Origin of the sequence: Streptomyces sp. Mut1, assembly GCF_030719295.1 — a bacterium.
GTDB classification, from domain to species: Bacteria; Actinomycetota; Actinomycetes; order Streptomycetales; family Streptomycetaceae; genus Streptomyces; species Streptomyces castrisilvae.
In genome coordinates, this window is record NZ_CP120997.1 from 2,438,242 (window position 1) to 2,462,866 (window position 24,625).

The 24,625-nt window shown below is 72.6% G+C and carries 18 protein-coding genes, 1 tRNA gene and 1 pseudogene; 4 read left to right on the forward strand and 16 right to left on the reverse strand.

The annotated features are described in order from the left end of the window. The 5 genes and pseudogenes from ettA to P8A18_RS10435 form a co-directional block, all read right to left on the reverse strand. Positions 1-1,665 carry an energy-dependent translational throttle protein EttA gene (gene ettA, locus P8A18_RS10415; protein ID WP_306053618.1) on the reverse strand — a complete coding sequence of 555 codons (1,665 nt, stop codon included), beginning with the start codon at positions 1,663-1,665 and terminating at the stop codon, positions 1-3. Between the two features lie 271 nt (positions 1,666-1,936). Then, positions 1,937-3,388 carry a Cys-Gln thioester bond-forming surface protein gene (locus P8A18_RS10420; RefSeq protein WP_306053619.1) on the reverse strand — a complete coding sequence of 484 codons (1,452 nt, stop codon included), beginning with the start codon at positions 3,386-3,388 and terminating at the stop codon, positions 1,937-1,939. A 430-nt stretch (positions 3,389-3,818) separates the two neighbouring features. Further along, positions 3,819-4,214, reverse strand: a pseudogene (locus tag P8A18_RS34285) (single-stranded DNA-binding protein); the annotation flags it as partial. Between the two features lie 98 nt (positions 4,215-4,312). Then, complete coding sequence (locus tag P8A18_RS10430) at positions 4,313-6,253, reverse strand: YfjP family GTPase (RefSeq protein ID WP_306053621.1); 1,941 nt, start codon at positions 6,251-6,253, stop codon at positions 4,313-4,315. Then, a complete protein-coding gene (locus P8A18_RS10435) occupies positions 6,250-7,902 on the reverse strand; it encodes a dynamin family protein (protein WP_306060809.1) in 1,653 nt (550 codons plus the stop codon). Before P8A18_RS10435 ends, P8A18_RS10430 begins: the two co-directional genes overlap by 4 nt. A gap of 317 nt (positions 7,903-8,219) precedes the next feature. Between P8A18_RS10435 and P8A18_RS10440 the strand changes: the two genes are divergently transcribed. After that, a tRNA-Arg gene (locus tag P8A18_RS10440) sits at positions 8,220-8,292 on the forward strand. Between the two features lie 137 nt (positions 8,293-8,429). On the opposite strand, the gene P8A18_RS10445 is transcribed toward P8A18_RS10440, so the two are convergent. The 4 genes from P8A18_RS10445 to P8A18_RS10460 all read right to left on the reverse strand — a co-directional run bounded on the left by P8A18_RS10445 (position 8,430) and on the right by P8A18_RS10460 (position 14,256). Beyond that, on the reverse strand, positions 8,430-8,879 hold the full coding sequence (locus P8A18_RS10445) for an anthrone oxygenase family protein (protein ID WP_306053623.1): 450 nt from the start codon (positions 8,877-8,879) through the stop codon (positions 8,430-8,432). Positions 8,880-8,958: 79 nt separating this feature from the next. Then, entirely contained in the window at positions 8,959-10,545 is a 1,587-nt protein-coding gene (locus tag P8A18_RS10450; RefSeq protein WP_306053624.1) for a vWA domain-containing protein, read from the reverse strand. Positions 10,546-10,678: 133 nt separating this feature from the next. Next, positions 10,679-11,557 (reverse strand): ABC transporter permease, encoded by an 879-nt coding sequence (locus P8A18_RS10455; protein WP_306053625.1) that lies wholly within the window; start codon positions 11,555-11,557, stop codon positions 10,679-10,681. Further along, positions 11,554-14,256 carry an alpha/beta fold hydrolase gene (locus tag P8A18_RS10460; RefSeq protein ID WP_306053627.1) on the reverse strand — a complete coding sequence of 901 codons (2,703 nt, stop codon included), beginning with the start codon at positions 14,254-14,256 and terminating at the stop codon, positions 11,554-11,556. The genes P8A18_RS10455 and P8A18_RS10460 overlap by 4 nt, the downstream gene beginning before the upstream one ends. Before the next feature lie 174 nt (positions 14,257-14,430). Here P8A18_RS10460 and P8A18_RS10465 point away from each other — a divergent pair, with 174 nt between their 5' ends. Continuing rightward, positions 14,431-14,967, forward strand: a complete 537-nt coding sequence (locus P8A18_RS10465; protein ID WP_306053629.1) for a nucleoside/nucleotide kinase family protein — start codon at positions 14,431-14,433, stop codon at positions 14,965-14,967. 21 nt (positions 14,968-14,988) lie between these two features. On the opposite strand, the gene P8A18_RS10470 is transcribed toward P8A18_RS10465, so the two are convergent. Together P8A18_RS10470 and P8A18_RS10475 are read right to left on the reverse strand one after the other, a co-directional pair. Next, positions 14,989-15,600 carry a DUF4291 domain-containing protein gene (locus tag P8A18_RS10470; protein ID WP_306053630.1) on the reverse strand — a complete coding sequence of 204 codons (612 nt, stop codon included), beginning with the start codon at positions 15,598-15,600 and terminating at the stop codon, positions 14,989-14,991. A 56-nt stretch (positions 15,601-15,656) separates the two neighbouring features. After that, positions 15,657-16,466, reverse strand: a complete 810-nt coding sequence (locus tag P8A18_RS10475) for a hypothetical protein (protein ID WP_306053632.1) — start codon at positions 16,464-16,466, stop codon at positions 15,657-15,659. A gap of 248 nt (positions 16,467-16,714) precedes the next feature. On the opposite strand from P8A18_RS10475, the gene P8A18_RS10480 reads away from it, so the two are divergent. Together P8A18_RS10480 and P8A18_RS10485 are read left to right on the forward strand one after the other, a co-directional pair. Then, positions 16,715-17,437: a VC0807 family protein gene (locus P8A18_RS10480; protein ID WP_306053634.1), complete on the forward strand. Its 723-nt coding sequence runs from the start codon at positions 16,715-16,717 to the stop codon at positions 17,435-17,437. A 124-nt stretch (positions 17,438-17,561) separates the two neighbouring features. Beyond that, positions 17,562-18,032, forward strand: coding sequence for a GNAT family N-acetyltransferase (locus P8A18_RS10485; protein ID WP_306053635.1), 471 nt, complete (start codon positions 17,562-17,564; stop codon positions 18,030-18,032). A 49-nt stretch (positions 18,033-18,081) separates the two neighbouring features. Here P8A18_RS10485 and P8A18_RS10490 read toward each other — a convergent pair whose 3' ends face one another. The 5 genes from P8A18_RS10490 to P8A18_RS10510 are packed head-to-tail and all read right to left on the reverse strand — an operon-like array spanning position 18,082 to position 24,612. Next, positions 18,082-19,581: a CoA-acylating methylmalonate-semialdehyde dehydrogenase gene (locus P8A18_RS10490; protein WP_306053636.1), complete on the reverse strand. Its 1,500-nt coding sequence runs from the start codon at positions 19,579-19,581 to the stop codon at positions 18,082-18,084. Between the two features lie 12 nt (positions 19,582-19,593). After that, positions 19,594-21,558 carry a 3D-(3,5/4)-trihydroxycyclohexane-1,2-dione acylhydrolase (decyclizing) gene (gene iolD / locus P8A18_RS10495; protein ID WP_306053637.1) on the reverse strand — a complete coding sequence of 655 codons (1,965 nt, stop codon included), beginning with the start codon at positions 21,556-21,558 and terminating at the stop codon, positions 19,594-19,596. Further along, entirely contained in the window at positions 21,555-22,436 is an 882-nt protein-coding gene (gene iolB / locus P8A18_RS10500; RefSeq protein WP_306053638.1) for a 5-deoxy-glucuronate isomerase, read from the reverse strand. Before iolB ends, iolD begins: the two co-directional genes overlap by 4 nt. Continuing rightward, complete coding sequence (locus tag P8A18_RS10505) at positions 22,433-23,350, reverse strand: Cgl0159 family (beta/alpha)8-fold protein (protein ID WP_306053639.1); 918 nt, start codon at positions 23,348-23,350, stop codon at positions 22,433-22,435. The genes iolB and P8A18_RS10505 overlap by 4 nt, the downstream gene beginning before the upstream one ends. Next, positions 23,347-24,612: a 5-dehydro-2-deoxygluconokinase gene (locus tag P8A18_RS10510; RefSeq protein ID WP_306053641.1), complete on the reverse strand. Its 1,266-nt coding sequence runs from the start codon at positions 24,610-24,612 to the stop codon at positions 23,347-23,349. Before P8A18_RS10510 ends, P8A18_RS10505 begins: the two co-directional genes overlap by 4 nt. Positions 24,613-24,625: the final 13 nt, after the last annotated feature.

Sequence of the window (24,625 nt, forward strand, 5' to 3'; positions counted from 1 at the left end):
TCAGCCTCGCGTGAGCTTCTTGTACGTGGCGCGGTGCGGGCGGGCCGCGTCCGCGCCGAGCCGCTCGACCTTGTTCTTCTCGTACGACTCGAAGTTGCCCTCGAACCAGTACCACTTGGAGTCGCCCTCGTACGCCAGGATGTGCGTGGCGACGCGGTCCAGGAACCAGCGGTCGTGGGAGATGACCACCGCGGCGCCCGGGAACTCCAGGAGGGCGTTCTCCAGCGAGGACAGGGTCTCGACGTCGAGGTCGTTGGTGGGCTCGTCGAGGAGCAGCAGGTTGCCGCCCTCCTTGAGCGTCAGCGCCAGGTTCAGGCGGTTGCGCTCACCACCGGAGAGGACGCCGGCCGGCTTCTGCTGGTCCGGGCCCTTGAAGCCGAACGCGGAGACGTACGCCCGCGAGGGCATCTCGACCTGGCCGACGTTGATGTAGTCCAGCTCGTCCGAGACGACGGCCCAGAGGGTCTTCTTCGGGTCGATGTTGGCGCGGGACTGGTCGACGTAGGAGATCTTGACCGTGTCGCCGACCTTGATGGAGCCGCTGTCGGGCGTCTCCAGGCCCTGGATCATCTTGAACAGCGTGGTCTTGCCCGCGCCGTTCGGACCGATGACGCCGACGATGCCGTTGCGCGGCAGCGTGAACGACAGGTCGTCGATGAGGACCTTGTCGCCGAAGGCCTTCGAGAGGTTCTCGACCTCGACGACGATGGAACCGAGCCGCGGCCCCGGCGGGATCTGGATCTCCTCGAAGTCCAGCTTCCGCATCTTGTCCGCCTCGGCCGCCATCTCCTCGTACCGGGCGAGACGGGCCTTGGACTTGGTCTGGCGCCCCTTGGCGTTCGACCGCACCCACTCCAGCTCTTCCTTGAGCCGCTTCTGCCGCTTCTCGTCCTTGCGGCCCTCGACCTTGAGGCGGGTGGCCTTCTTGTCGAGGTACGTGGAGTAGTTGCCCTCGTAGGGGAGCGCGCGGCCGCGGTCCAGTTCGAGGATCCACTCGGCGACGTTGTTCAGGAAGTAGCGGTCGTGGGTGACGGCGACCACGGCGCCCGCGTACTTCGAGAGGTGCTGCTCCAGCCAGTTCACCGACTCGGCGTCGAGGTGGTTGGTGGGCTCGTCGAGCAGCAGGAGGTCGGGGGCCTCGATGAGGAGCTTGCAGAGCGCGACGCGGCGCTTCTCGCCACCGGAGAGGTTGGTGACGGGCCAGTCGCCGGGCGGGCAGCCCAGGGCGTCCATGGCCTGCTCCAGCTGGGCGTCCAGGTCCCACGCGTTGGCGTGGTCCAGGTCCTCCTGGAGCTTGCCCATCTCGTCCATGAGCGCGTCGGAGTAGTCGGTCGCCATGAGCTCGGCGACCTCGTTGAAGCGCTTGAGCTTGCCCATGGTCTCGGCGGCGCCGTCCTGCACGTTCTCCAGGACCGTCTTCGACTCGTCGAGCTTCGGCTCCTGCATGAGGATGCCGACGCTGAACCCGGGCGACAGGAACGCGTCACCGTTGGACGGCTGCTCCAGGCCCGCCATGATCTTCAGCACCGTGGACTTACCGGCACCGTTGGGCCCCACGACACCGATCTTCGCGCCGGGCAGGAAGTTCAGGTTGACGTCATCGAGAATCACCTTGTCGCCGTGCGCTTTGCGCGTCTTGCGCATGGTGTAGATGTACTCAGCCAAGAGAAACCGTCCGGCAATCGATGTGTGGGCAGATACACCCCATCTTGCCTGACGGCCGCCTCTTGACGGAAACCGGTCCGGTGCGCGATACGCGGAATCCCGGCCCGCGGTACGCGCGACACCGGCCCGCGGCAGGCGCAGGACCCGCCCCTGGTACGCACGAGACCGGCCCGCGGTACGCGTAGGGCCGGCCCGCGGTACGCGAAGGCCCCGGTGGGCCGATGCCTCGCCGGGGCCTTCATCAGCGGGTGTGACGGTGTGCTACCGCCGTTCACTCACCGGTGGACTGTCCCTTGCGCCGGCGGAGGAGGAAGACCGCGCCGCCGCCGATGACGACGAAGGCGATGGCGATGCCCGCGATGACCGGGGTGGCGTTGGAGCTGCCGGTCTCGGCGAGGTTGCCCCCGGGGCCCGCCGTGCCGCCGCCGGCCGTGGCGGTGGTCGTGGTGGGCTGGTCGAGGGTCTGGGTGTCGACGCCGCCCGTAGTGGTGCTGCCGCTGGTCCGGCAGTCCAGGACGCCCTTGAACGTCTTGGCGAACCCGCCGGGCCCGGTGACCGTGACGTCGTACGCCTGGTCCTCGGCGACGGGCACGGTGACGGTCAGGGACTTGCCGGCCTCGACGAGGTGCTCGGTGCCGTCGAGTTCGAAGGTGTACGCCTCGTCGCCCTTGTTGCCGACGGTGATGTCGACGCCGCCGCTCTCGCAGTTCTTCCTGGCGGTGGCCGCCGGGACCGCGCCCTTCTCGGCCCAGGACGCGGTGGCGCTCGCGGAGACCGTGGACTCGCTGGAGCCGGCCAGGATCTGGGTCTGGCTCCGGGTGACCCCGGCGAAGGCCCGGCCGACCGGGACGGAGGTGGTGGCCTGGACGGTCAGCGCGGCGGAGCCGTCCGGGGAGTCGGCGGGCACGTCGAAGTAGAGCCGGTCGCCGTCGGCGGCCGTGGTGACGGGCTTGCCCTTCTTGTCGGTGATCCCGATGCCGCTGGCCGAGTCGGCGGGCGGGGCCACCGAGACCTGGCCGGCGTTGGTGCGGACGGTGACCGGGCCGATCCGCTCGCCGGAGCGCCCGGACACCGCGACCGGGTCGAGCGCGAGGGACGCCTTGGGCTCGGCGCTGTTGGCGGCGTTCTTCTCCAGCCAGTCGGCGAGCTTCTCCGCCTGCTTGTCGGAGGCGGTCACCTCCGCCTTGTCGGAGAAGCGCCAGATGGCGACCTGGGTGCCGGCGGCCGCGGTCTTCTCGGTGAGCGGCCCGGTGCCGGCCTTCTCGGCGAGGTCCGAGAGGTCGTCGATCTGCGGGTAGGAGTGCTCCAGGATCCAGCGGATTCGGCCGGCGTCCTTGTTGCTGCCCAGCGAGGTCTGGTCCCAGGGGGTCTCCAGGTACTTCGCCTGGTCCTGGGTGGGGTTGTGGATGTCGATGCAGTACGTCTTGAGCTTGCCGCCGCCGTCGACGGTCATCTCGAACAGCCCGGCGGGCAGCTTCTGCTTCCTGCCGTCCACGCGCAGGACGGCGGTGTCGTAGGTCTTCAGCCCGTCCAGCACGGCGGTCGCCCCGCCCTGGTGCGGGGGCGCCTCGTCGGCCGCCGCACCGCCCGCGCCGACGAGAACCCCGGCCACGGCGAGGCCGGACGCCACCACCGAAGCGGTCAGCCGGGCTATGCGCCGGCCCCGCCCGGAGCGGGCCGTCGCCGTGGATGACGAGGCGGTCGCTGAAGAAGCAGAAAACACAGATTTCCCCTCCGGGCGAGACCCTCGCGCCCGGTACGCGTGTGGGGAATGTCCCGCCTGCCTACTCAAGTGCCCTGTGAGTACGGGGAAATCCTATGGAGCGAGCCATGCACAGTCCCCCGTCATACCGTCGGACAACCATTCCGACTCGGAATCGTTATCCCTGGTAACCCCAGGTCCCGGAGGGTCACCGTCCGTCCCGCACGCCTCGTCATGACGCGGTCACCAGATCGGACTCGGCCCGCCGAGGCGCGGCTCCCGTCTTCTGACGCGCCGTCCGCCGCCGCGCCGCCGGCCGCGCCACCGGGCGCTCGGGCCGCTCCTGCGGCGGCTCGTCGGACCCGCCCGGCTCCGCGCCCGCCACCGGCTCCTCGGCCCCGCCCCGCTCCCCCGGACCCTCCCGCACCGCCCACGGATCGGCCCCGGGGGCGGAGACCGGGCCGGACCGGGCGGCCGGCACCGGCTCCCCCCTCACCACCCGGCGGAATGCCGCCGTACCCCGCGTCAGGTCGTGCCCCACCGCCATCGCCTCGATGTCCACGAACGTCCGGCGCTGCCCGTCCTTTTCCTCCTCACGCACCTTCAGCCTGCCGTGCACCACCAGGGGCTCCCCCACCGCGACCGAACCCGACAGATTCATCGCCAGCGTGCGCCACGCCCACACGGTGTAGAAGCTGGTGTGTCCGTCGGCCCAGAGTTCCTTCACCCGGTCCCACCGTCGCGGCGTCACCGCGAACCTGAACCGGGCCATCCCCCCGGTCGCCGTGTCCCGGAACTCCACGGCCGTCGCCGCGTTGCCCACCAGCGTCACCAAGGTCTCGTTCATGACTCCGCCTCCCCTTCGCCCGGTCTCCGTGACCGCCGTGTGCGCGGTCACTGATCCCATGCTGGAGGGGAGGCGGAAATCCCGCTGGGGGCTGTGGACTAACGGCCCGTTGTGGAAAACTCCGTCACCGCCACGTACCTTTCGCGCACTTCGCGGTAGCGCACCAGCTCGGCCGACACCGGGTCGAGCACCCGGGCCCGCCCGCAGGCCGCCGCCGCCTCGCGCAGCCGCCGTTCGGCCTCCTGGCCGTACCGCCGCGCGGGCCCCCTGGCCGCCGCCGCGCACGACCACTCCACCAGCGGGCCGCCGATGATCCCCGCCAGCATCACCAAAGCGGGCGTCAGCAGCCCCGGCTCCAGCACCCCGATGATCTGACCGGCCAGCCACAGGCCGCCGAAGATCTGCAACAGAGTCATCGCCACCTGCGCCAGGACGGCCGCCGGCCACCAGGCGGGACGCGGCGGCCGCCCGGCCCCGCGCCCGCTTCCCGCCCCCGGCGCCGCCCCGGCGCTGCCGCCCCGCTCCTCGGCTCCCGCTGCGCCCGCGCCCGCCTCCCGGCCCTCAGCGGCCCCGGCCCGTCCGGCCAGTTCGTCCAGCGCGTCCGGCAGTCCCTGTGCTCCGTACACCGCCGCCTCGCGCACCGCCTGCGCCCAGGGTCCCGGCAGTCCGGCCGCGGCGTCGTCGGCCACCGTGCGCACGGCCTGCTCGACCCGCTGACGTGCGGTGAGCCGTTCCTCGGGCGGGGCGGCCAGGGGCGCGCGGTCCCGGCTTCCGGGCTGCCGCGCGGCCTCGTACCAGCGCCACAGCCGCAGCCACGGCGTGCCGCAGGCCCGTCCGGCGTTGCGGCGCCACTCGCGCTCGGCCGCCTGTCCGGCCGCCGCCGCGCCCACGGCCTCCGCGAGGCGGTCGGCGAACTCCTCGCGAGCCTGCTCGCCGAGCCCCGGCCGTCCCTCGGCGACGTACACCGGGCGCAGCCTGGCCGCCGCCGCGTCCACGTCGGCGGAGAGCCGCCGGGTGGCCGCCGTGCGGTCCTGGACGAACCGGCCGAGCAGCTCGCGCAGCTCGCCCACGCCGTCGCCGGTCAGCGCGGACAGGGGCAGCACGGTCGCCCCGGGATCGCCGTGTTCACCGAGGGCCATACCGTCCTCGTCCAGCAGCCGGCGCAGGTCGTCCAGGACCTGGTCGGCGGCGTCCCCGGGCAGCCGGTCGATCTGGTTGAGAACGACGAAGGTGACCTCCGCGTGGCCGGCGAGCGGCCGCAGGTAGCGCTCGTGCAGGGCCGCGTCCGCGTACTTCTCCGGGTCCACCACCCAGATCACCGCGTCGACCAGCGCCAGCACCCGGTCCACCTGGTCGCGGTGGCCCCTCGCCGCCGAGTCGTGGTCGGGCAGGTCGACCAGGACCAGGCCCTGGAGCGCCTCGTCCGCCGCCGCACCGCCCGGCTGCGGCCTGCGCCGGAGCCGTCCGGGCACGGCCAGCCGGTCGAGCAGACCGGCGGCCCCGTCCGTCCAGGAGCAGGCCAGGGGCTGGGAGGTGGTGGGCCTGCGCAGGCCGGTCTCGGAGAGCTGGGCGCCGGCGAGCGCGTTGAAGAGGGTCGACTTGCCGCTGCCGCTCGCCCCGGCGATGGCGACGACGGTGTGCCGGGAAGAGAGCCGCTGCCGGGCGGCCGCCTCGTCGAGCACCCGGCCCGCCTCCGCGAGGGCGGAACGGTCGAGGCGGGCCCTGGAGAGTCCGACGAGTTCGCGCAGGGCGTCCAGGCGGTGCCGGAGCGGGCTGCCGGACGACACGTACGCCTCGACCTGGGGCCGGCCGTCGTCCTCCGCCGCTGCCACGGCTTCGGAGGTGGTCTCGGGGGTGGCCTCCTCGCGGGCGGCCTGAGCCCGGCGGGCGATGAGCCCGTCGTCCCAGCCCGTCCCGGCGCCGTGGCCCGCGTCGGGTCCGGCGGCCTCGCGCGGGTGCCCCGCCGCCTCGGTGCGGCGGCCGCGGCCGCGGGTCCTGCCCCGGCCCTGTCCCGGATTTTCGTCAGTGACGGCAGTCATCGCTGCCACCTCTCCTTCTGCAGTAGGGACAGTGCGGCGATCAGTTCGGCCTGCGGTTCGGGGGCCACGTCGAGGGCGTCCAGGGGCGCGAGCCGCCGGTCGCGTTCACCGTTCAGCACATGGTCGAGATAGGTGGTGAGCAGCGCGCCGCCCTTGTCGCGCAGCCGCAGCGCGCCCTGCGCCCCGATCCGTTCGGCGAGCTGCTCACCCGCGGTCCGGGCCCGGCGTCCGCCGAGCAGGGCGGCGGCCAGCAGGGTGGCGACGGTCTCGGGGTCCGGGGCGGTGTTGCGCTCCATCAGGCGCAGCTCTTCCTCGGCCAGTTCCTCCAGAATCCGGCGCCAGCGTCGTACGGTCATGGCGATCCGGCCCCGGATGTCCTCGGCCGGACCCCATCCGCCTTCCTCCCGGCCCGCCGCCTCGAAGGCGAACGCCGCCGCGGCCGGTTCCCGCCGCCAGGTGGTGCGGATCTGCTCGTCGGCGGCGGCGACGGCGCACTCCAGGAGCGCGGCCAGGCTCTCCACCAGCGCGTCGAGCACTTCCTCCGAGGTGCTGTACAGCGGGTAGCCGCGCCACCGGGTGCGGGCGTCGCCGGCGAGCGCGCCGCCGTTCTTCACCCTGCGCCGCACCCGGGCGCCCTCCTTCCCGTACGCGTCCTCCACCACACCGGTCAGCCGCACGGCTGCCGCGTACTGCGCGGCGACGGCGCCGGCGAGTGCGGGCATCCGGACGTCCAGGGAGTCGATGACCCCGGCGGCGGTCCGGCCGACCGCCTGCTGACGGGCGGCCGGGTCCTGGGCCCGGTGGGTGAGCCAGGCGCGCAGCGGGGCGACGGCGGTGGTGGGCAGCAGTCCCCTGCCGCCGCCGGCCGATTCGGGCAGTTCGGGGATGGTGAAGCGCGGCACCTCGCCGAGGCCGGCCTTGGTGAGAAGGGCGCCGTACTGCCGGGAGACCTCGGCGATCACCTGGTGCGGGACCCGGTCCAGGACGGTGACGAGCGAGGCGTTGTACTCCTTGGCCGTGCGCAGCAGGTGCCAGGGGACGGCGTCGGCGTACCGGGACGCTGTGGTGACCATCACCCAGATGTCGGCGGCGCAGATCAGTTCGGCGGCCAGGACGCGGTTGCGTACGACGAGGGAGTCGATGTCGGGGGCGTCCAGCAGGGCGAGGCCGCGCGGCAGGCCCATGGCCGTCTCGACGCGCAGCGCGGTGCCCCTCTCGGCCGCGTGCCCGTCGGGTCCGTCGAGGTCGTCGCACTGGCCGGGGTCGGCGTACTCGTCGGGCGACAGCCAGACCCGGGTGAGCTGCGGCAGCACCCGTACGCCCGCGAACCAGTGCTGGTCGTCGGGGTGGCAGACGAGGACGGGCGTACGCGTGGTCGGGCGCAGCACCCCCGCCTCGCTGACCCGGCGCCCCACGAGGGAGTTGACGAGCGTCGACTTGCCGGCGCCGGTCGATCCGCCGATGACGGCGAGCAGGGGCGCCTCGGGATCCTTCAGCCTGGGCAGCAGGTAGTCGTCGAGCTGGGCGAGCAGCTCGGTCCTGGTCTGCCTGGCGCGGGGGGCCCCGGGGAGCGGAAGTGGGAGACGCACGGCAGCGACACGGTCGCGCAGGGCGGAGAGTGCGTCGATGAGCTGAGGCCGTACGTCCAAGGTCACCACATGCGAAGAATGCCCAATTTTGGCGCCTTTTTGAAGCGTATAGCCACCTCTGCGCGCCGGTTCCTCCGTCCGGACAGAGGGGATGAGTGGGACGCAGGCATAACGAGTGCACAACACCCGGGGCGCGAGGCGTCAAAAGCGGTGCACGGCTCGCACCTACCTGCGATTATCGTCTCGCTTCACTGAACCTCCACATCGTGCCACGCAGGTGAAGCAACCGGGTCGAGCCATTCGGAGCCCTATCCTTGTCCCGGCAAGGTCACGGACCGCCCGGGTCCCGGGGCTCCAGACCACCGCAGCCACCACCGGCCCCCGTAGCTCAGTGGATAGAGCAGGTGCCTTCTAAGCACTTGGCCGCAGGTTCGAGTCCTGCCGGGGGCGCCTCTGCCCAGCCCGTGCCAGGCCCTCCCCCGGGAGGGCCTCCGTCTTGTGCGGCGGCGCGTCTGTGCGCGGCGGGTCCGAGCACGGTAGCGAGGACCGCGTAGTGACGGCGTAAACCTGCCCCCCGCCTGCCCGTTTCAGGTCGCGGCGACCGCCAGCAGGACGAACGCCAGGAGCGAGAGAGCGGTCCGGACGTAGTGGAGGGTGTTCCAGCGGGATTCGAACGCCGTGCGGGCCGCGGTGTCGTCGTCGCCCTCGGAGCCGGCGAGCGCGTTGTTCAGCGGGATGTTGCCGGCGATCGTGACCAGGTGGGAGGCGACGGCGCAGGCCGAAGCGCCGATCAGCAGCCACCAGGACTCCTCGCCGGCCTGTGTGAACACCGCGACCACCGGGAACGCGACCGCGCCGAGGAAGAGCAGGAGGAAGGCGGGTCCGGGGACCTTCTCGTTGATACGGCGCATCGCCGCGGTGAAACCCTCGTCCGGGAGTGCGGCCAGGCCGGGCATCACCGCGATGAGGAACGTGAGCAGAAAGCCCGCGTAGAGGCCGTTCATGAGCACGGCGAGGGTCAGGAACAGAGAGGCCATGGCGCCCATCATGGCCTGCGGGAAGCGGCCGCACAGCCGGATTTCGCTGATGCGTGCGAGCCGCTTCCCGGAGCCGCGCTCAGTCCATCTCGCCCTCCTGGACCGTGCTCCCGTCGTCCCGGTCGCCGCTCTTGAGCCGGTCCGCCTGGGTGATCGCGGTGGCCAGCTTCGTCACCGAGGCGTCCTCCGTGGCCGTGGCCAGCTTCCGTGCGCGGGAGGCGAGTTCGGCGAGGGTGGGGGTGCCGGGCAGGCTGGTGCCGCGCAGGGTGTCCGCGAAGTAGGCGGCGACGGCCGTCACCTGGAGCCGGGTGCTCCTGCCGCCCCACAGCTTCCCGCCGATCGCGCCGGTCTCCACGGCGGCGGACTTCTCGTGCGGGGTGCGGGTCCTCGGGTCGAGCCAGCGCACGGTCGCGGTGGCCACATGGCCGGACACGCCGTCCCGCAGGCGCACCGCGTACAGGGCGGTGACCGTGTGGCCGGGGCCGACCTCGCCGCCGTCCACGCTGTCGTCGCGGAAGTCCTCGTCGGCGACCTTGCGGTCCTCGTAGCCGACCAGCCTGAACTTCTCGACGGTCTTCGGATCGAAGGCGACCTGTGCCTTGGCGTCGCGGGCCGTCAGTTCGAGGTGGGCGGGGAGCTGGTCGACGAAGACCTTGCGGGCCTGTTCCTCGTCGGCGATGTACGTGGTGTGGCCGTCGCCCTTGTTGGTCAGCCGCTCCATGAACGCGTCGCCGTAGTCGCTGCCGACGCCGACACCGAACAGGGTGATGCCGTAGTCGCGGCGGGCCGAGTCGATCCGTTCGAGGATGGTGTCGGCGTCGGTCTCGCCGGTGTTGGCCAGCGCGTCGGAGAGCAGGACGACCCGGTTGTTGGCGCCCTTGCGGCGGCCCTCCACCGCTTCCTCGTAACCGCGCTCGATGCCCGCCCCCACATTGGTGGAGTTGGCGGATTTCAGCGAGTCGACGGCGTCGTGGATCTTGCCGCGCCCGCCGCTCAGCCGGGTCATGGGCAGGACGGTCGTCGCCTCGTCGCTGAAGGTGACCAGGGAGACCGAATCGTCGTCCCGCAGCTCGTCGGTGAGGATGCCCAGCGAACTCTTCACCAGCCCGAGGCGGTCCGGGGAGTTCATGGAGCCGGAGATGTCTACGACGAAGGTGAGGGCGGCCGGGGTTCGTTCGGCGGTGGCGGGAGCCGCCTTGGTGGCCAGGCCGACCCGGACCAGCGACCAGTTGTCGTCATCGCCGCCGGCCCGCGCCCCGTCGACCGAGACCGAGAAGCCGTTGTCCGACGGGCGGTGGTAGCCCTGGCGGAAGCTGTTGACGAACTCCTCCGGCCGCACGGTCTCCGGGCCCGGCAGCCGGCCTTCGCCCAGGGTGCGGCGCGCGTAGCCGTACGAGGCGGTGTCCACGTCCAGGGCGAAGGTGGAGAGGTAGTCCGGCGGGGCGGTCTCCTTCAGCCCGTCCGCCTTGTCCGCCGCCTCCTTGCCCTTCGCGCCGTCCTCGGCCGTCCCGCCGGTACGGGCGGGTGCGGGCGCGGGTGCTCCGCCACGCTGCTGGGACGACGCCTTGTCCCGTTGGCCCGTCTCCCCCGAGCAGCCGGTGAGCAGCACGCCGGCCGCGAGCAGCAGCCCCAGCGCGCCTCGGTATGTGCGTGTGCGGCGTTCCATGCCGTACCCCCCTGTGTCGTCATGTCAGCACTGGTGAATGTGACGTGCGAGCGGGGGACGCGGACCGGTCGAAAGCGTTGCGGAACGGTTTCGATGCGGCAACGGCGGGCGGCCGGCGGGCGGAATGTCAACCTCAGGACACGATGTCCTTACGACTGAATCCCCGGAAGGCGAGAGCGAACAGGATCAGGGCATAGGTCACCGATACGGCAGCGCCCTTCACCATGCCGCCCCACTCGATGCCGGGCTGGAGCGCGTCCGCCCACGCGAACTGCCAGTGGGCGGGCAGGAACTCGCGCCAGGAGCCGAGCGCGGTGACCGCGTCCAGGACGTTGCCGACGATGGTCAGCCCGACCGCTCCGCCGACCGCGCCGAGCGGGGCGTCGGTCTTCGTCGACAGCCAGAACGCCAGACCCGCGGTCACCAGTTGGGACACGAAGACGAACGCGACGACGAGCGCGAGGCGCGGCACCGCGTCCCCGGCCGCCAGCGCGCCCCCGGTGGGCAGTTCCAGCGGCCCCCAGCCGTACGCGGCCGCCCCGGCGGCGAGGGCGACGAGCGGCAGCAGCACCATCGCGGCGAGGCTGAAGCCGAGCGCGACGACGAGCTTGCTCCACAGCAGCCTGGCCCGGGGCACGGGCGCGGCCAGCAGGTAGCGCAGCGAGGACCAGCTCGCCTCGGAGGCCACGGTGTCGCCGCAGAACAGCGCGACCGGGATCACGAGCAGGAAGCCCGCCGAGACGAAGAGGCAGGTCGCGGCGAAGTTCGCGGCGGACGCGGTCGCGGTGTCCATCAGCGTGACACGGTCGGCGCCCCCGGGTCCGCCGTCGGGGGTGCCGCCGATGGCGAAGGCGGTGATCAGGATGAACGGCAGCGCGGCCAGCACCCCGCCCATGAGCAGGGTGCGCCGTCTGCGCAGCTGCCGGACGGCCTCGACGCGCAGCGGGAGCGTGCGGCGGGCGTGGTAGCCGGGGGCCTCGGGGGCCGCGGCGAGGTCGGCTGCGGTACTCATGCGGAGCCTCCGGAGATCAGGGTGAGGAAGGCGTCCTCCAGGCGGCGGTGCGGTCCGACCCCGGTGAGCGGTACGTCGAGGCGTACCAGTTCGGCGATCAGCTGCGGCGAGGTCGCCCCGTCGAGCCGGACCAGCAGCCCGTGCCCGTCGTCGGTGCGGACGGCGGAGCCGATGCCGGGCAGGGCGGCGATCTTCTCCACGAGGGGTTCGGTGAGCGGGTCGGCCGCGGTGACCAGGAGCATGTCGCCGGAGCCGGTGATCTCGGCGACCGGTCCCGCCTGGACGAGCCGGCCGCGGTCCATGACGACCAGGTGGGTGCAGGACTGCTCGACCTCGGAGAGGAGGTGGCTGGAGACGATGACGGTGCGGCCGCCGGCCGCGTAACGGATCATCACGTCCCGCATCTCGCGGATCTGCGGCGGGTCGAGCCCGTTGGTCGGCTCGTCCAGGATGAGCAGGTCCGGCATGCCGAGCATGGCCTGGGCGATGGCCAGGCGCTGCCGCATGCCCTGGGAGTACGTGCGCACGGCACGGGCCAGGGCGTCGCCGAGGCCGGCGATCTCCAGGGCCTCGTCGATGCGCGCGTCCGCGTCGGGGCGTCCGGTGGCCTTCCAGTACAGCTCCAGGTTGGCGCGGCCGGACAGGTGCGGCAGGAATCCGGCGCCCTCCACGAAGCAGCCGACCCGGGACAGCACGGGCGCGCCGGGGCGGATGGCCCGTCCGAAGACGCGGATCTCGCCGTCGTCGGGGGTGATGAGCCCCATGAGCATGCGCAGCGTGGTGGTCTTGCCCGCGCCGTTGGGCCCGAGGAGGCCGAGCACCTGGCCCTTCTCGACACGGAAGGAGAGGTCCCGGACGGCGAATCGGGTCTCCTCCGCCCGAACGAAGCCGAGGGCTTGGGGAAGGTTGGCGGACCTGGCGTACTTCTTGGACAGGCCGGTGATCCGGAGCGGTACGTCGAAGAGCGCCGGGTCGGGCGCGGGGGGCGCGGTACGGCGCCGGGCGGTGAGCAGCAGGGCGGCGGCGATCAGGACGGCGGCGGCCGGGAGGCCCCAGGTCCACCAGGGCAGCGCGGCGGACGCGGTTTCCAGGCCGGGCGCGGTGGGAACGGTGAGGGGCCCGTCGAGGGAGACGGTGTACGTGGCGGACTCGGCCGGGGATGCGTAGCCGAGGTCGGTCGCGGAGAGGACGAGGCGCAGCCGGTGGCCCTTGTCGAGTGCGTGGTCGACGGCGGGCAGGGTCAGCTCCAGGGGCTTGCCCTGCTCGGCGGGGGTGATCCGGTAGGGGGCGGCGAGCTGGGCGGGCAGCACCTGCTTCTTGCCGTCCGGGGGCACGTCGTACACCTTGCCGAACAGCACCGCGTCGCCGTGGTCGGCCTTGACGGTCACCCGCACGGTGGGTGAGCCGGTGATGCGGCGCGAGGTGGTCAGCGGGGCGGAGTCGAAGCGGGCGTACTGGCCGGGGAAGTCGAGGGAGAGGCCGCCGACTCCGAGGGTGGACAGCTGGGCGAGCGAGCCGCCGATGCCGGGGACGGCGGAGATGGCCGGCGGGTCGCCGCCCGGCGGGCTGGTCACCTTCTGGGTGCGGCCGCGCAGTTCGACGGTTTCCCCGCCGCTGTGCAGGCCGGGGTAGGTGTCGCTGCTCGCGCCCCGGGTAAGGGCCGCGCCGTCGGTGGAGTCGATGCCGCCGGTCCGGGTGACGCGGAAGGCGGGGCCGGTGTCGGCGCCCTCTTCCCCCTTCAGATAGCGGTCGAACCAGTTCCCGATCCTTTCGTGTACCCGGCCGGTCTCCATGTCACCCCCGTCGTGGCCGCCGGCGATCCAGTCGACGGAGACGGGGGCGCCGTTGGCCTTGATGGCCTTGGCCATGGCGTCGGCCTGGCCGAGCGGGAAGAGGGAGTCGGTCTGGCCCTGGACGATGAGCGCGGGGACCTTGATGCGGTCGGCGACGGCGCTCGGGGACCGTTCGGTGAGCAGGGTGCGCGCGGCGGTGTCGGGCTTGCCGCTGACGGCGACCCGTTCGTACAGGTCGCACAACTGCTTCTCGAAGTTCCCGCAGCCGCCGCCGCTGTTGACGAAGATTCCGGTCCAGAGTTTCTTGAACACCCCGTCGGGGAAGAGCGCGTCGGCGAGGTTCCAGTAGGTGATCTGCGGGGCGATGGCGTCGACGCGGTGGTCGTACCCGGCGGCGAGGAGCGAGACGGCGCCGCCGTAGGAGGCCCCGGTGATGCCGACGCGGGGGTCGCCGTCGGCGTCGAGCCGCACCTCGGGACGCGCGGCGAGCCAGTCGATCAGCCGGGAGACGTCCTTGACCTCGCGGTCGGGGGCGTTGAGCCCGATCGTGCCGCCGGACTTGCCGAAGCCGCGCGCGGACCAGGTGAGCACGGCGTACCCGTCGGCGGCCAACTGCTCGGCCTGGGCCCGGGTCTCCGCCTTGCTGCCGCCGAATCCGTGGCCGATGAGCACGGCGGGGCGGCGCCCGGTGCCTCCACCGGTGAAGTACGAGGTGTCCAGGGACACCCCGTCGACGCGCAGCATCCGGTCCTCGCGGTGCACGGCCGGCGCGCTGTCGTCGGCCACCGCGGTCCAGGTGCCCGCACCGGCCAGCACGAGGAGCGCGGCCGCGGCCGCCGCCCACCGGCCTCGGGTACGGGGCAGCAGGCGCCGCCACCGGGACGTACGCGCAACAGGGGTCTCCATAGGTCGAGCCTATGCGGCCCGCCGCCCCGCCCCGCCTGCCGTCAGGCGGAGGTCCCGGGCCTCCTCAAGGCGTACGGCACGCGCCCCGCGTACTCCGCACGCGGTATGCGGCGAGGGTTCCGTGCCCGCGTAATCGCGTCGCGTACCGCCCGGCGTCTCTGGAACGCTGCCGCCATGAACCGACCAGAGGTACTGCTGATAGGCGGGCGCGCGGGCGTGGGGAAGACGACGGTGGCCTGGGAGGTGTCGACGCTGCTGCGGGAGGCCGGGGCGGCGCACGCCGTCGTGGACGGCGACTTCATGAGCGCGGTGCACCCGGCGCCCGAGGACGATCCGCACCGCTCGCGGATCACCGAGCGCAATCTGACGGCGGTCTGGTCCCACTACGCGGACCTGGGCCACCACCGCCTCGTCTACACCAACACGGTGTGCGTGCTCGCCGAGTCGGCGCCCATGTTCGAGCGCGCGATGGGCGACGGCCCGCGGATCGTACGGGTCCTGCTCACCGCGACGGACGCGACGGCCGCCCAGCGGCTAACCGGCCGCGAGATCGGTTCCGAGCTGGAGAGCGAGCTGCGCGGCAGCATGCGCAAGGCCCGGCTGCTCGACGCCCACGCACCGGCCGACACCGTGCGGGTGGCGACGGACGGGCGGACGGTGGCGGACATCGCGCGGGAGATCGTGACCGTGACGGGGTGGGCCCGTGCCTAGTGCCTGTCCGGCGGACAGGCACTAGGCGGTAGCCGGCGCCACCGGCAGCGGGGTGCCCTGCGGGAGGGGGTACGGGGACTCCCCGGGCAGGAGTGCGGCCGCCGCGTCCGTGCGGCCCGCCCGGACCAGCTCGTGGATCTCCCGGGCCAGCGGGGTGACATCGCGGATCGCGACCGTCCACTCGTCCGCGTACCGCCGCGACGCCTCTCCCGCCAGGCCGAGCTGGAGGGAGCGGTAGGGAAGCCGGTCCAGGTGGAGGTCGCGCTCCGGGTCCCACTGGACGCGGGCGGGCGCGCGGCGCAGGTCGTGCTGCCAGGTGGCGCGGTCGGGGTGCACGCCTCTTTCGTAGTGCGAGAGTTCGGCGTGGCCGAGGGCCCAGTCGAAGCCCTCACGGGTGATCTCGACGGCGAGGACGGTCTCCTGGCCCTCCTTCGCACCCCAGCCGCAGCGGTACATCATCCACAGGAAGCTCGGCTTGATCCAGGTCATGCGGTCCCGTTTCCAGGCGGGCGGGAAACGCCCGTCGCGGGCCGCGGGCAGCCCGAGCGACGGGGCGTAGGCCTGGTAGACCGTCACGGTGGTGGCGGTGTGGAGCGCGCGGATCTCGTGCTGCGGCGGGGTCGATGCGGTCATTCGGACATCCCAGCACCGGGCGTGGGCGGAGGGCGACCGAATTTCCGCCGGGTTCTCTACCTCGCCGCGTGCATCACGCGGACGCCGGACCACACGATGACGTGGTCCCCGCTCGACGCCTTCGCGCCGGAGGTGGAGTTGCCGTAGTAATTCCACCGCCAGGTGCCCGACTCGGCGGCCTTCACCGTGGTCTTGAGCGCCCCCGTCGAGCTGGACGTCACCTTCTTGACCGTGGTGTACGCGGACGCGCCGTCCGCCTTGAACTGGAGACTGACCGTGCGGCCCCCGTACCCCTGGTACGTGTGGGTCGCCCAGTTCGCCCGGGTGACCTTGCCCGTCACGGTGATCGTCTTGCCCTTCACGACGGGCTCGGGAGCGGCGTTGACGGTGACGCGGGTGGCGCGCTGGACCTGGAGGGGGAGGTTCAGGTCGTTGAGGACATGGTCGCCGCCGGGCAGTGGGAGGTCGGCGGCCGTCTTCCAGGTGCCGGCGTCCCCGTTCCCGTCGATGGCGTACTTCGGGTTGATGTACAGCTTCGCGTCGAAGTCGCAGCCCGTCTTACCCACGGGCCGGCAGCCGTTGGTGGAGAAGTCGCTGTACAGCATGTCCGAACTCACGAGGTCGAGCTTCCCCCGGTAGGGGTAGACCATCGGAGGCCAGTCCCACGTGCGCGTGGTCGTCATCCGGAAGGTCACGGGCACCGCGACCTCCTCCTGAGTCCCGATCACGATCGGCTTCCCGCCGTTGACCGAGACCTGGGAGTAGGAGACCCCGCCCTTCGCCGCTCCGGCCGGCGCCGCCGCCATCACGGTGAACACGGCTGCCGCTCCCCCGGCCACCGCCGCGTTCCACATTCTCTTCGCCATGTGTGTGCAAGCCCCTCTCCTGGAAAACCGGACCGCCTGTGGGACCAGGAAGACCCGCGCACGGTTGTACGCGGCACGGCAACGATCCGGTCACGCGCTCGGAGCCGTACAACTGCACGTCAGGACACTGACATTCGTCATACGGAGGTGAGTACACGCGGCTCTGCCGGGAAGGGGGGTCGGGCCGACAGTCTGTACGTGTCGAGAGCGGGAGCCGCGAGGGCGCCGCCGATACGGGAGGAACCGACATGAGCAGCCCGGCCGCCACACTCACCGCCCCTGTCGCCGCCCCTGTCGCCGCCCCGGCCACCGTCGCTCCGATCGCTCCCCGCAAGGCCCTCCTGGACAGCCTGATGCCGCTGCTGATGGACGTCGGGGTGCCGCTCGCCTCCTACTACGCGCTGAAGGCGGCGGGGCTCTCCACGTTCGGGGCGCTGGCCTGGAGCAGCCTGGTGCCGGCGGTGCGGACCGTGTGGGGCGTGGTGCGCGAGCGGCGGCTCAACGCGCTCGCCGCGCTGATGGTGTCGGTCAACGTGGTCTCGCTGCTGCTGGGCCTGGTGGCCGGTGATCCGCGGCTGCTGCTCCTCAAGGACAGCGCGGTGAGCAGCACCATCGGCCTGGCGTTCCTGCTGACCGCGTTGCGGGGGCGGCCGATGATGACGGCAGCCCTGCGCCCGTGGCTGACGCGAGGTGAGACGGCCAAGACGGCGGCCTGGGAACGGCTTTCTGCCGGTTCGCCGGCGTTCCGGGCCGCCGAGACGCGGTTCTCGGCGGTGTGGGGCGGGGCGCTGCTCGCCGAGTGCGCGGTGCGGGCCGTGGGCGCGTACACCGTGCCGGTCGAGACGATGGTGTGGGCCGGGACCGTGATCCTGGTGGCCTCGATGGTGCTGGCGTTCGTCGTCTCGGGCCGGATCGCGGTCGCGCCGATGGAGCGGATGATCGAGGACGAGGCGCGTACGGCCGGGAGCTGACCGTCTCCCACAGTTTTCGCAGGGCCGCTTCCGGGGGGGGAGCGGCCCCACGGTCGCGTTGACGTCGCCGGACGGCCGGCAAACGCCGCGAAATGCGGTTGCCCACGTGTTCTACCGTCTTGGCATGACGACTTCGCTCAGGCTGGCCAAGGTCACCGCCGACAACCTCGACGCCGCGATCGGCCTGAAGGTCCGCGCCGACCAGGAGCATCTGGTGGACCCGGTCGTGAAGTCCCTCGCCGAGGCGTATCTGCACCCCGAAGCCGCCTGGCCTCGCCTCGTGTTCGACGGTGGCCGACTGGTCGGCTTCCTCATGGCCTTCCTGGGCATCGATTTCGCGGACGACGGCACGGGCCGCGACATCCGCTCGGGGCTCTGGCGCCTGAACATCGCGGCCGGTGAACAGGGACGCGGCTACGGCCGCTTCGCGGTCGAGTCCGTGGCCACCGAGATACGCAGGCGCGGCGGCACTCGCATGTACGTCACCTGGCACCCGGGCGACGACGGCCCCGAGGGCTTCTACCTGGGGCTCGGTTTCCGGCCCACGGGCGAGACGAGCGGGGACGAGACGGTCGGCGAGCTGGAGTTGGGGTAGGGACGTGTGAGGTACGGGCCGGGGCGTCGGCCCCGGCCCGTGATGTGCGTCAGTGGTTCCTGGGGAAGCCCAGGTCCACGCCCGCCGGGGTGTCGGCCGGGTCGGGCCAGCGGGTCGTGGTGACCTTGCCGCGGGTGTAGAAGTGCACGCCGTCGTTGCCGTAGATGTGGTGGTCGCCGAAGAGGGAGTCCTTCCAGCCGCCGAAGGAGTGGTAGCCCACCGGGACCGGGATCGGCACGTTGACGCCGACCATGCCGGCCTCGATCTCCAGCTGGAAGCGGCGGGCCGCGCCGCCGTCGCGGGTGAAGATCGCGGTGCCGTTGCCGAACGGCGAGGCGTTCATGAGGGCGACGCCCTCCTCGTACGTGCCGACGCGCAGCACGCACAGGACCGGGCCGAAGATTTCGTCCTTGTACGCGTCGGAGCCGGTGGAGACGTGGTCGAGGAGCGAGAGGCCGATCCAGTGGCCGTCCTCGAAGCCGTCGACGGTGAATCCGGTGCCGTCGAGGACGACTTCGGCGCCCTGGGCGGCGGCGCCGGTCACGTAGGAGGCGACCTTGTCGCGGTGGGCGGCGGTGATCAGCGGGCCCATCTCGGAGGCCGGGTCGGTGCCGGGGCCGATCTTGATCCTCTCGGCCCGCTCCTTGATCCGGGCGACCAGCTCGTCGCCGATCGCGCCCACGGCGACGACCGCGGAGATCGCCATGCAGCGCTCCCCGGCCGAGCCGTACGCGGCGGAGACCGCGGCGTCGGCGGCGGCGTCCAGATCCGCGTCGGGCAGGACCAGCATGTGGTTCTTCGCGCCGCCGAGCGCCTGGACGCGCTTGCCGTTGGCGGAGGCGGTGGCGTGGATGTGGCGGGCGATGGGGGTCGAGCCGACGAAGGAGACGGCGGCGATGTCCGGGTGGTTCAGGAGGGCGTCGACGGCAACCCTGTCGCCGTGCAGGACGTTCAGCACGCCGTCCGGCAGACCGGCCTCGGCGGCCAGCTCGGCCAGCAGGTTGGCGGCGGAGGGGTCCTTCTCGCTGGGCTTGAGCACGAACGTGTTGCCGCAGGCGATGGCCAGCGGGAACATCCACATCGGCACCATGGCCGGGAAGTTGAACGGGGTGATGCCCGCGACGACGCCGATCGGCTGCCGGATCGATGAGACGTCGACCCGGTTGGAGACCTGGGTGGACAGCTCGCCCTTGAGCTGGGTGGTGATCCCGCAGGCCAGTTCGACGATTTCCAGGCCGCGCGCGACCTCGCCGAGCGCGTCCGAGTGCACCTTGCCGTGCTCGGCGGTGATGAGCGCGGCGATCTCGTCCCGGTGGGCGTCCAGCAGCGCGTGGTAGCGGAACAGGATCCCCGTGCGGGCGGACAGCGACGAGGAGCGCCACGTCGTGTACGCGTCCTTCGCTGCGGCCACCGCCGTGTCGACCTCGTCCGGGGAGGCGAACGCGACCCGGGTGGTGACGGCACCGGTGGCCGGGTCGGTCACCGGGCCGTACGTGCCCGACGTGCCCTCGACGGTCTTGCCACCGATCCAGTGGTTCACGGTCTTCATGCTGCGGCTCCTTCAGAGGTGACGGCGTCGGCCGGCGCTGTGGCGTTCGTACTCTTTCCGTGCTGCGACCGCCGCGGGGCGGGTGGCCGTCTCGGCCACGGGGACATCCCACCACGCCTGTGCGTCCGGGGGCCCCTGTCCCGCACCAGGTGTTTCGGTCTCCACATGCACACAGACGGGCCGGTCCGCCGCGCGGGCCTCGGCCAGGGCCTCGCGCAGCTCGCCCACCGTCCCGGCGCGCAGCACCCGCATGCCGAGCGAGGCGGCGTTGGCGGCGAGGTCGACGGGGAGCGGGGGCCCGGTGAAGCGGGTGTCGGCGGCGCGGTGGCGGTAGGCCGTACCGAAGCGTTCGCCGCCGGTGGACTCGGAGAGGCCGCCGATCGACGCGTATCCGTGGTTCTGGAGGACGACGAGCTTGACGGGCAGGTCCTCCTGGACGGCGGTCACGATCTCGGTCGGGTTCATGAGGTAGGTGCCGTCGCCGACGAGCGCCCAGACGGGGCGGCCGGGGGCGGCGAGCTGGACACCGATCGCGGCCGGGATCTCGTAGCCCATGCAGGAGTAGCCGTACTCCACGTGGTACTGGCGCGGGGAGCGGGTCCGCCAGAGTTTGTGCAGGTCACCGGGGAGGGAACCGGCCGCGTTGATGAGGATGTCGTCGTCGGTGACCAACTCGTCCAGGAGGCCGAGGACCTGGGTCTGGGTGGGGCGGGCCCGGGGGTCGGGGGTGGCGTAGACGGTGTCGACGCGCCGCTCCCAGCGGTCCTTGGCCCCGGTGTACTCGGCCTCGTACGCGGGGTCCGTGCGGTGCCCGGCCAGGGCGGCGGTGAGGGCTTCCAGGGCGGTGCGGGCGTCGGCGACGAGCGGGAGCGCGGCGAGCTTGTGGGCGTCAAAACCGGTGATGTTGACGCCGAGGAACCGGACGTCCGGGTTCTGGAAGAGGGTCGCGGAGGCGGTCGTGAAGTCGGTGAAGCGGGTGCCGGTCCCGATGACGAGGTCGGCGGTGCGGGCCAGGTCGTCGGCGGTGGCGGTGCCGGTGTGGCCGATGCCGCCGATGTCGGCGGGGTGGTCGTGGCGCAGGGAGCCCTTGCCCGCCTGGGTGGAGGCGACGGGGATGCGGGTGGCGTCGGCGAACGCGGCGAGTGCCTCCTCGGCGGCGCTGTGGTGGACCCCGCCGCCCGCGACGATCAGCGGCCTGCGGGCGGCACGCACCGCCGAGGCAGCCCGGTCGAGTTCGTGCGGGTCGGGGGCGGGGCGGCGTACGTGCCAGACGCGCTCGGCGAAGAACTCCTCCGGCCAGTCGTGCGCCTCGGCCTGCACGTCCTGGGGCAGCGCGAGCGTGACCGCGCCGGTCTCCGCCGGGTCGGCGAGGACCCGCATGGCGTGCAGCGCGGCCGGGATCAGGGCCTCGGGGCGGGTGACGCGGTCGAAGTAGCGGGAGACGGGGCGCAGGCAGTCGTTGACGGAGACGTCGCCCGCGAACGGCACCTCCAGCTGCTGGAGCACGGGGTCGGCGGGGCGGGTCGCGAAGGTGTCACCGGGCAGCAGCAGGACCGGCAGGTGGTTGACGGTGGCGAGGGCGGCGCCGGTGACGAGGTTGGTGGCGCCGGGGCCGATGGAGGTGGTCACGGCCTGCGCGGACAGCCGGCCCGACTGGCGGGCGTATCCGACGGCCGCGTGCACCATGGACTGCTCGTTGCGGCCCTGGAGGTAGGGCATGGCGGGGCCGGTCTCCAGGAGCGCCTGGCCGATGCCCGCGACGTTGCCGTGGCCGAAGATGCCCCAGGTCGCGGCGATCAGCCGATGGCGGTGGCCGTCGCGCTCGGTGTACTGGCGGGCGAGGAAGGCGATCAGTGCCTGGGCGGTGGTGAGCCGCCGCGTGGGCGCCCCGGTGGTTCCGGGCGTCGCGGTGGATCCGGGCGCGCCGGTGGATCCGGTCCCGCCGGTCGTTCCGGTCGTTGCGCTGCGCTCTGTCATCCCTGGTCCTCCGGCCCGTAGAGCGGCAGCCGGGGGTCGGCCGGCTGGGACGGCCAGGTGTCGCGGATCCAGCGGTGGTCGGGGTGGTCGCGGATCAGCCACTCCCGCTTCTCGCCGGGGCCCGCCATGACGTTGAGGTAGTAGAGGGTGCGGCCGGGCGGGGCGATGGAGGGGCCGTGCCAGCCGTCGGGGATGAGGACGGTGTCACCGCTGCGGACCTCGGCCAGAACATCGGTGCCGCCGGGCCGGGACGGGGACACCCGGTGGTAGCCGAGGCCTCCGTCTGCCACCTCGAAGTAGTAGATCTCCTCCAGGACGGATTCCTCGCCGGGGTGGTGCTCGTCGTGTTTGTGCGGCGGGTAGGAGGACCAGTTGCCGCCGGGCGTGAGGACTTCCACGGCGATCAGCCGGTCGCAGTCGAAGGCGTCGGCGGCGGCGAAGTTGTTGACCTGTCGGGAGCAGTTGCCGGAGCCGCGAAGCTCCACGCGTACCTCCGGCGCGGGGCCGTAGCGAGCGGGGAGTCGTCGCTCGCACTTCGCTCCTGCCAGGGCGAAGCGGCCTCCTGCGCCGGAGGCGATCTGTGCGTGGGCGTCGCGCGGTACATAGGCGAAGTCGGATACGCCGCTGAACACGCTCTTACGGCCCAGCAGTTCAAAGATCTCATCTGAGATGTGCACCGTACAGCTGCCGGTCAACGGCAGTACGATCCACTCGCTCTCCCCGGTGACAAGTGTGTGAACTCCTCCCGGTTCCAGTTCCACCACTCGTAGGCTCGACCGCTCCCAGCCGGCCTGTTCCGGGCCGATGTCGAGGGCGTAGGGGCCGTGGGCGGTGCGGCCCGCGGGCAGGTGGTACGTCGGTTGTCCTCGCATACTCATGTCCCTTCCCCGGCCGTGGTGTCCGGACCGAGCAGTGATACGGCCGTGTCGACGGCGGCGGCCACCTCCCCGTCTGCGGGATACAGCAGTGAGCGCCCCACCACCAGCCCCCGGACGGTCGGCAGGCGCAGCGCGGCCCGCCATTTCTCGTACGCCGCGTCCTGCTCGTCGCCGACCTCGCCACCGAGGAGCACGGCGGGCAGCGTCGAACTCTCCATGACCCGGGCCATCTCGTCGGGTTTCTCCGTGACGGGGACCTTGAGCCAGGTGTACGCGGAGGTGCCGGCCAGTCCCGAGGCGATGGCGATGGCGGTGCTGACGGCGGCGGCGCTCAGGTCGTTGTGGACCCGGCCCGCGGCGCGGCGGCAGAGGAAGGGTTCGACGAAGACGGGCAGCCGGTGGGCGGCCATGGCGTCGATGGCGCGGGCGGTCGTGTGCATCGTGTCGAGGGAGCCGGGGTCCTGGTGGTCGATGCGCAGCAGGAGCTTTCCGGCGTCGAATCCGAGGCGGGCCAGGTCCTCGGGGCGGTGTCCGGTGAAGCGGTCGTCCAGCTCGAAGGAGGCGCCGACCAGTCCGCCCCGGTTCATCGAACCGATGACCACCTTGTTCTCCAGGGCGCCCAGGAGCAGCAGGTCGTCCAGGATGTCGGCGGTGGCGAGCACGCCGTCGACGCCGGGCCTGGAGAGGGCGAGGCAGAGCCGTTCCAGCAGCTCGAAGCGGTTGGCCATGGCCAGTTCGCGGCCGCCGACCGCTAGCGAGCCTCGGGCGGGGTGGTCGGCGGCGACGATCATCAGCCGGCCGCGCCCGGTGACCAGCGGGCGCCTGGCGCGGCGGGCGGCGGCCTCGGCGACGGCTTCCGGATGGTGCACGCGCAGGTCGACCAGGTCGGAGACGCGGGAGGCGGCCGGGCTCATCGGGCCGCTCCGGGGGCCCGGGCGGTGACGGCGCCTTCGGCGAGAGCGGCTTCGACCTCGTGCGGGAAGGGCATGGCGGAGGAGCAGGCGAGCCGGGAGGCGACGATGGCGCCGGCGGCGTTGGCGTAGCGCATGGTGCGGGCGGTCTCCCAGCCGGCGAGCAGCCCGTGGCAGAGCGAACCGCCGAACGCGTCGCCCGCGCCGAGGCCGTTGACCACGTCGACGGGCAGCGGTGGCACATCGGCGACGGTGCCGTCCCGGTGGACGGCGAGAACGCCCGCCGGGCCCCGCTTCACGACGGCCAGCTCGACGCCCGCGTCGATGAGGGCGCGGGCCGCCGCGTACGGTTCGCGCTCGCCGGTCGCGATCTCGCACTCGTCCAGGTTGCCCACGGCGACGGTGGCGTGCGCGAGGGCCTCGCGGTAGCGGGCGGACGGGGAGACCACGCCGGACGCCCCGGCGGGGTCTCCGGCCGTCCCGGCGGGTGCCCTGGCCGTCCCGGCGGGTGTCCAGGCCGTCGTCCCGGCCGTCGGGCCGACCGTTGCGCCGTCCGTCGGGCCGGCCGTCGTCGCGGTCGCCGCGCCGGTCGCCGCGCCGGTGTTCGCCCCGGCGGGTGCCCCAGCCGTGACCCCGGTGTTCGCCCCGGCCGTCGGGCCGTCGGCCGGGGCGCCGGTCGGGGCGCCATTCGGGCCGGCCGCGGGTCCGGCCGCGGGTCCGGCCCCTTCGCCGGCCTGCTCCCAGAACATCGGGCGCCAGTCGAGGTCGAAGACGGTGATGCCGGACCGGTCGCGGGCGCGCAGCGCGGCGAGCGTCGCGGTCCGGCTCGGCTCGGCGCACAGCCCGGTACCGGTCATCCAGAACACCCGGGCGGCCCTGATCGCCGCCAGGTCGAGCTCCGAGGCGTGGATCTCCAGGTCCGGGGCCTTGGGCTGCCGGTAGAAGTAGAGCGGGAAGTCGTCGGGCGGGAAGACCTCGCAGAAGGTGACCGGGGTCGGGTAGGCGGCGACGGGGGTCACCCATCGGTCGTCCACGCCGAATTCCCGCAACTGGTCGTGCAGGTAGGTGCCGAAGGGGTCCTGCCCGGTCCGGGTCACCACGGCGGTGCGCCGGCCGAGGCGGGCCGCGGCGACGGCGACGTTGGCGGGAGAGCCGCCGAGGAACTTCCCGAAGGTGTCGACCCGGGCCAGCGGCACGCCGGTCCTGAGCGGATAGAGGTCCACCCCGATCCGCCCCATGGTGATCACGTCGTACGGCTCAGGCATTCAGCGTCCCTTC

What these genes read in the sequence shown, in the direction of transcription:
- P8A18_RS10470 (WP_306053630.1), bottom strand. Translation starts at nt 15,600, where the DNA reads ATGACCGCATCGACCCCGCCGCAGCACGAGATCCGCGCGCTCCACACC.
- P8A18_RS10485 (WP_306053635.1), top strand. Translation starts at nt 17,562, where the DNA reads ATGACGACTTCGCTCAGGCTGGCCAAGGTCACCGCCGACAACCTCGAC.
- P8A18_RS10465 (WP_306053629.1), top strand. Translation starts at nt 14,431, where the DNA reads ATGAACCGACCAGAGGTACTGCTGATAGGCGGGCGCGCGGGCGTGGGG.
- P8A18_RS10450 (WP_306053624.1), bottom strand. Translation starts at nt 10,545, where the DNA reads ATGGAACGCCGCACACGCACATACCGAGGCGCGCTGGGGCTGCTGCTC.
- P8A18_RS10505 (WP_306053639.1), bottom strand. Translation starts at nt 23,350, where the DNA reads ATGAGCCCGGCCGCCTCCCGCGTCTCCGACCTGGTCGACCTGCGCGTG.
- P8A18_RS10490 (WP_306053636.1), bottom strand. Translation starts at nt 19,581, where the DNA reads ATGAAGACCGTGAACCACTGGATCGGTGGCAAGACCGTCGAGGGCACG.
- P8A18_RS10455 (WP_306053625.1), bottom strand. Translation starts at nt 11,557, where the DNA reads ATGAGTACCGCAGCCGACCTCGCCGCGGCCCCCGAGGCCCCCGGCTAC.
- P8A18_RS10475 (WP_306053632.1), bottom strand. Translation starts at nt 16,466, where the DNA reads ATGGCGAAGAGAATGTGGAACGCGGCGGTGGCCGGGGGAGCGGCAGCC.
- P8A18_RS10510 (WP_306053641.1), bottom strand. Translation starts at nt 24,612, where the DNA reads ATGCCTGAGCCGTACGACGTGATCACCATGGGGCGGATCGGGGTGGAC.
- P8A18_RS10480 (WP_306053634.1), top strand. Translation starts at nt 16,715, where the DNA reads ATGAGCAGCCCGGCCGCCACACTCACCGCCCCTGTCGCCGCCCCTGTC.
- P8A18_RS10430 (WP_306053621.1), bottom strand. Translation starts at nt 6,253, where the DNA reads ATGACTGCCGTCACTGACGAAAATCCGGGACAGGGCCGGGGCAGGACC.
- iolD (WP_306053637.1), bottom strand. Translation starts at nt 21,558, where the DNA reads ATGACAGAGCGCAGCGCAACGACCGGAACGACCGGCGGGACCGGATCC.
- P8A18_RS10460 (WP_306053627.1), bottom strand. Translation starts at nt 14,256, where the DNA reads ATGGAGACCCCTGTTGCGCGTACGTCCCGGTGGCGGCGCCTGCTGCCC.
- iolB (WP_306053638.1), bottom strand. Translation starts at nt 22,436, where the DNA reads ATGAGTATGCGAGGACAACCGACGTACCACCTGCCCGCGGGCCGCACC.
- P8A18_RS10445 (WP_306053623.1), bottom strand. Translation starts at nt 8,879, where the DNA reads ATGGCCTCTCTGTTCCTGACCCTCGCCGTGCTCATGAACGGCCTCTAC.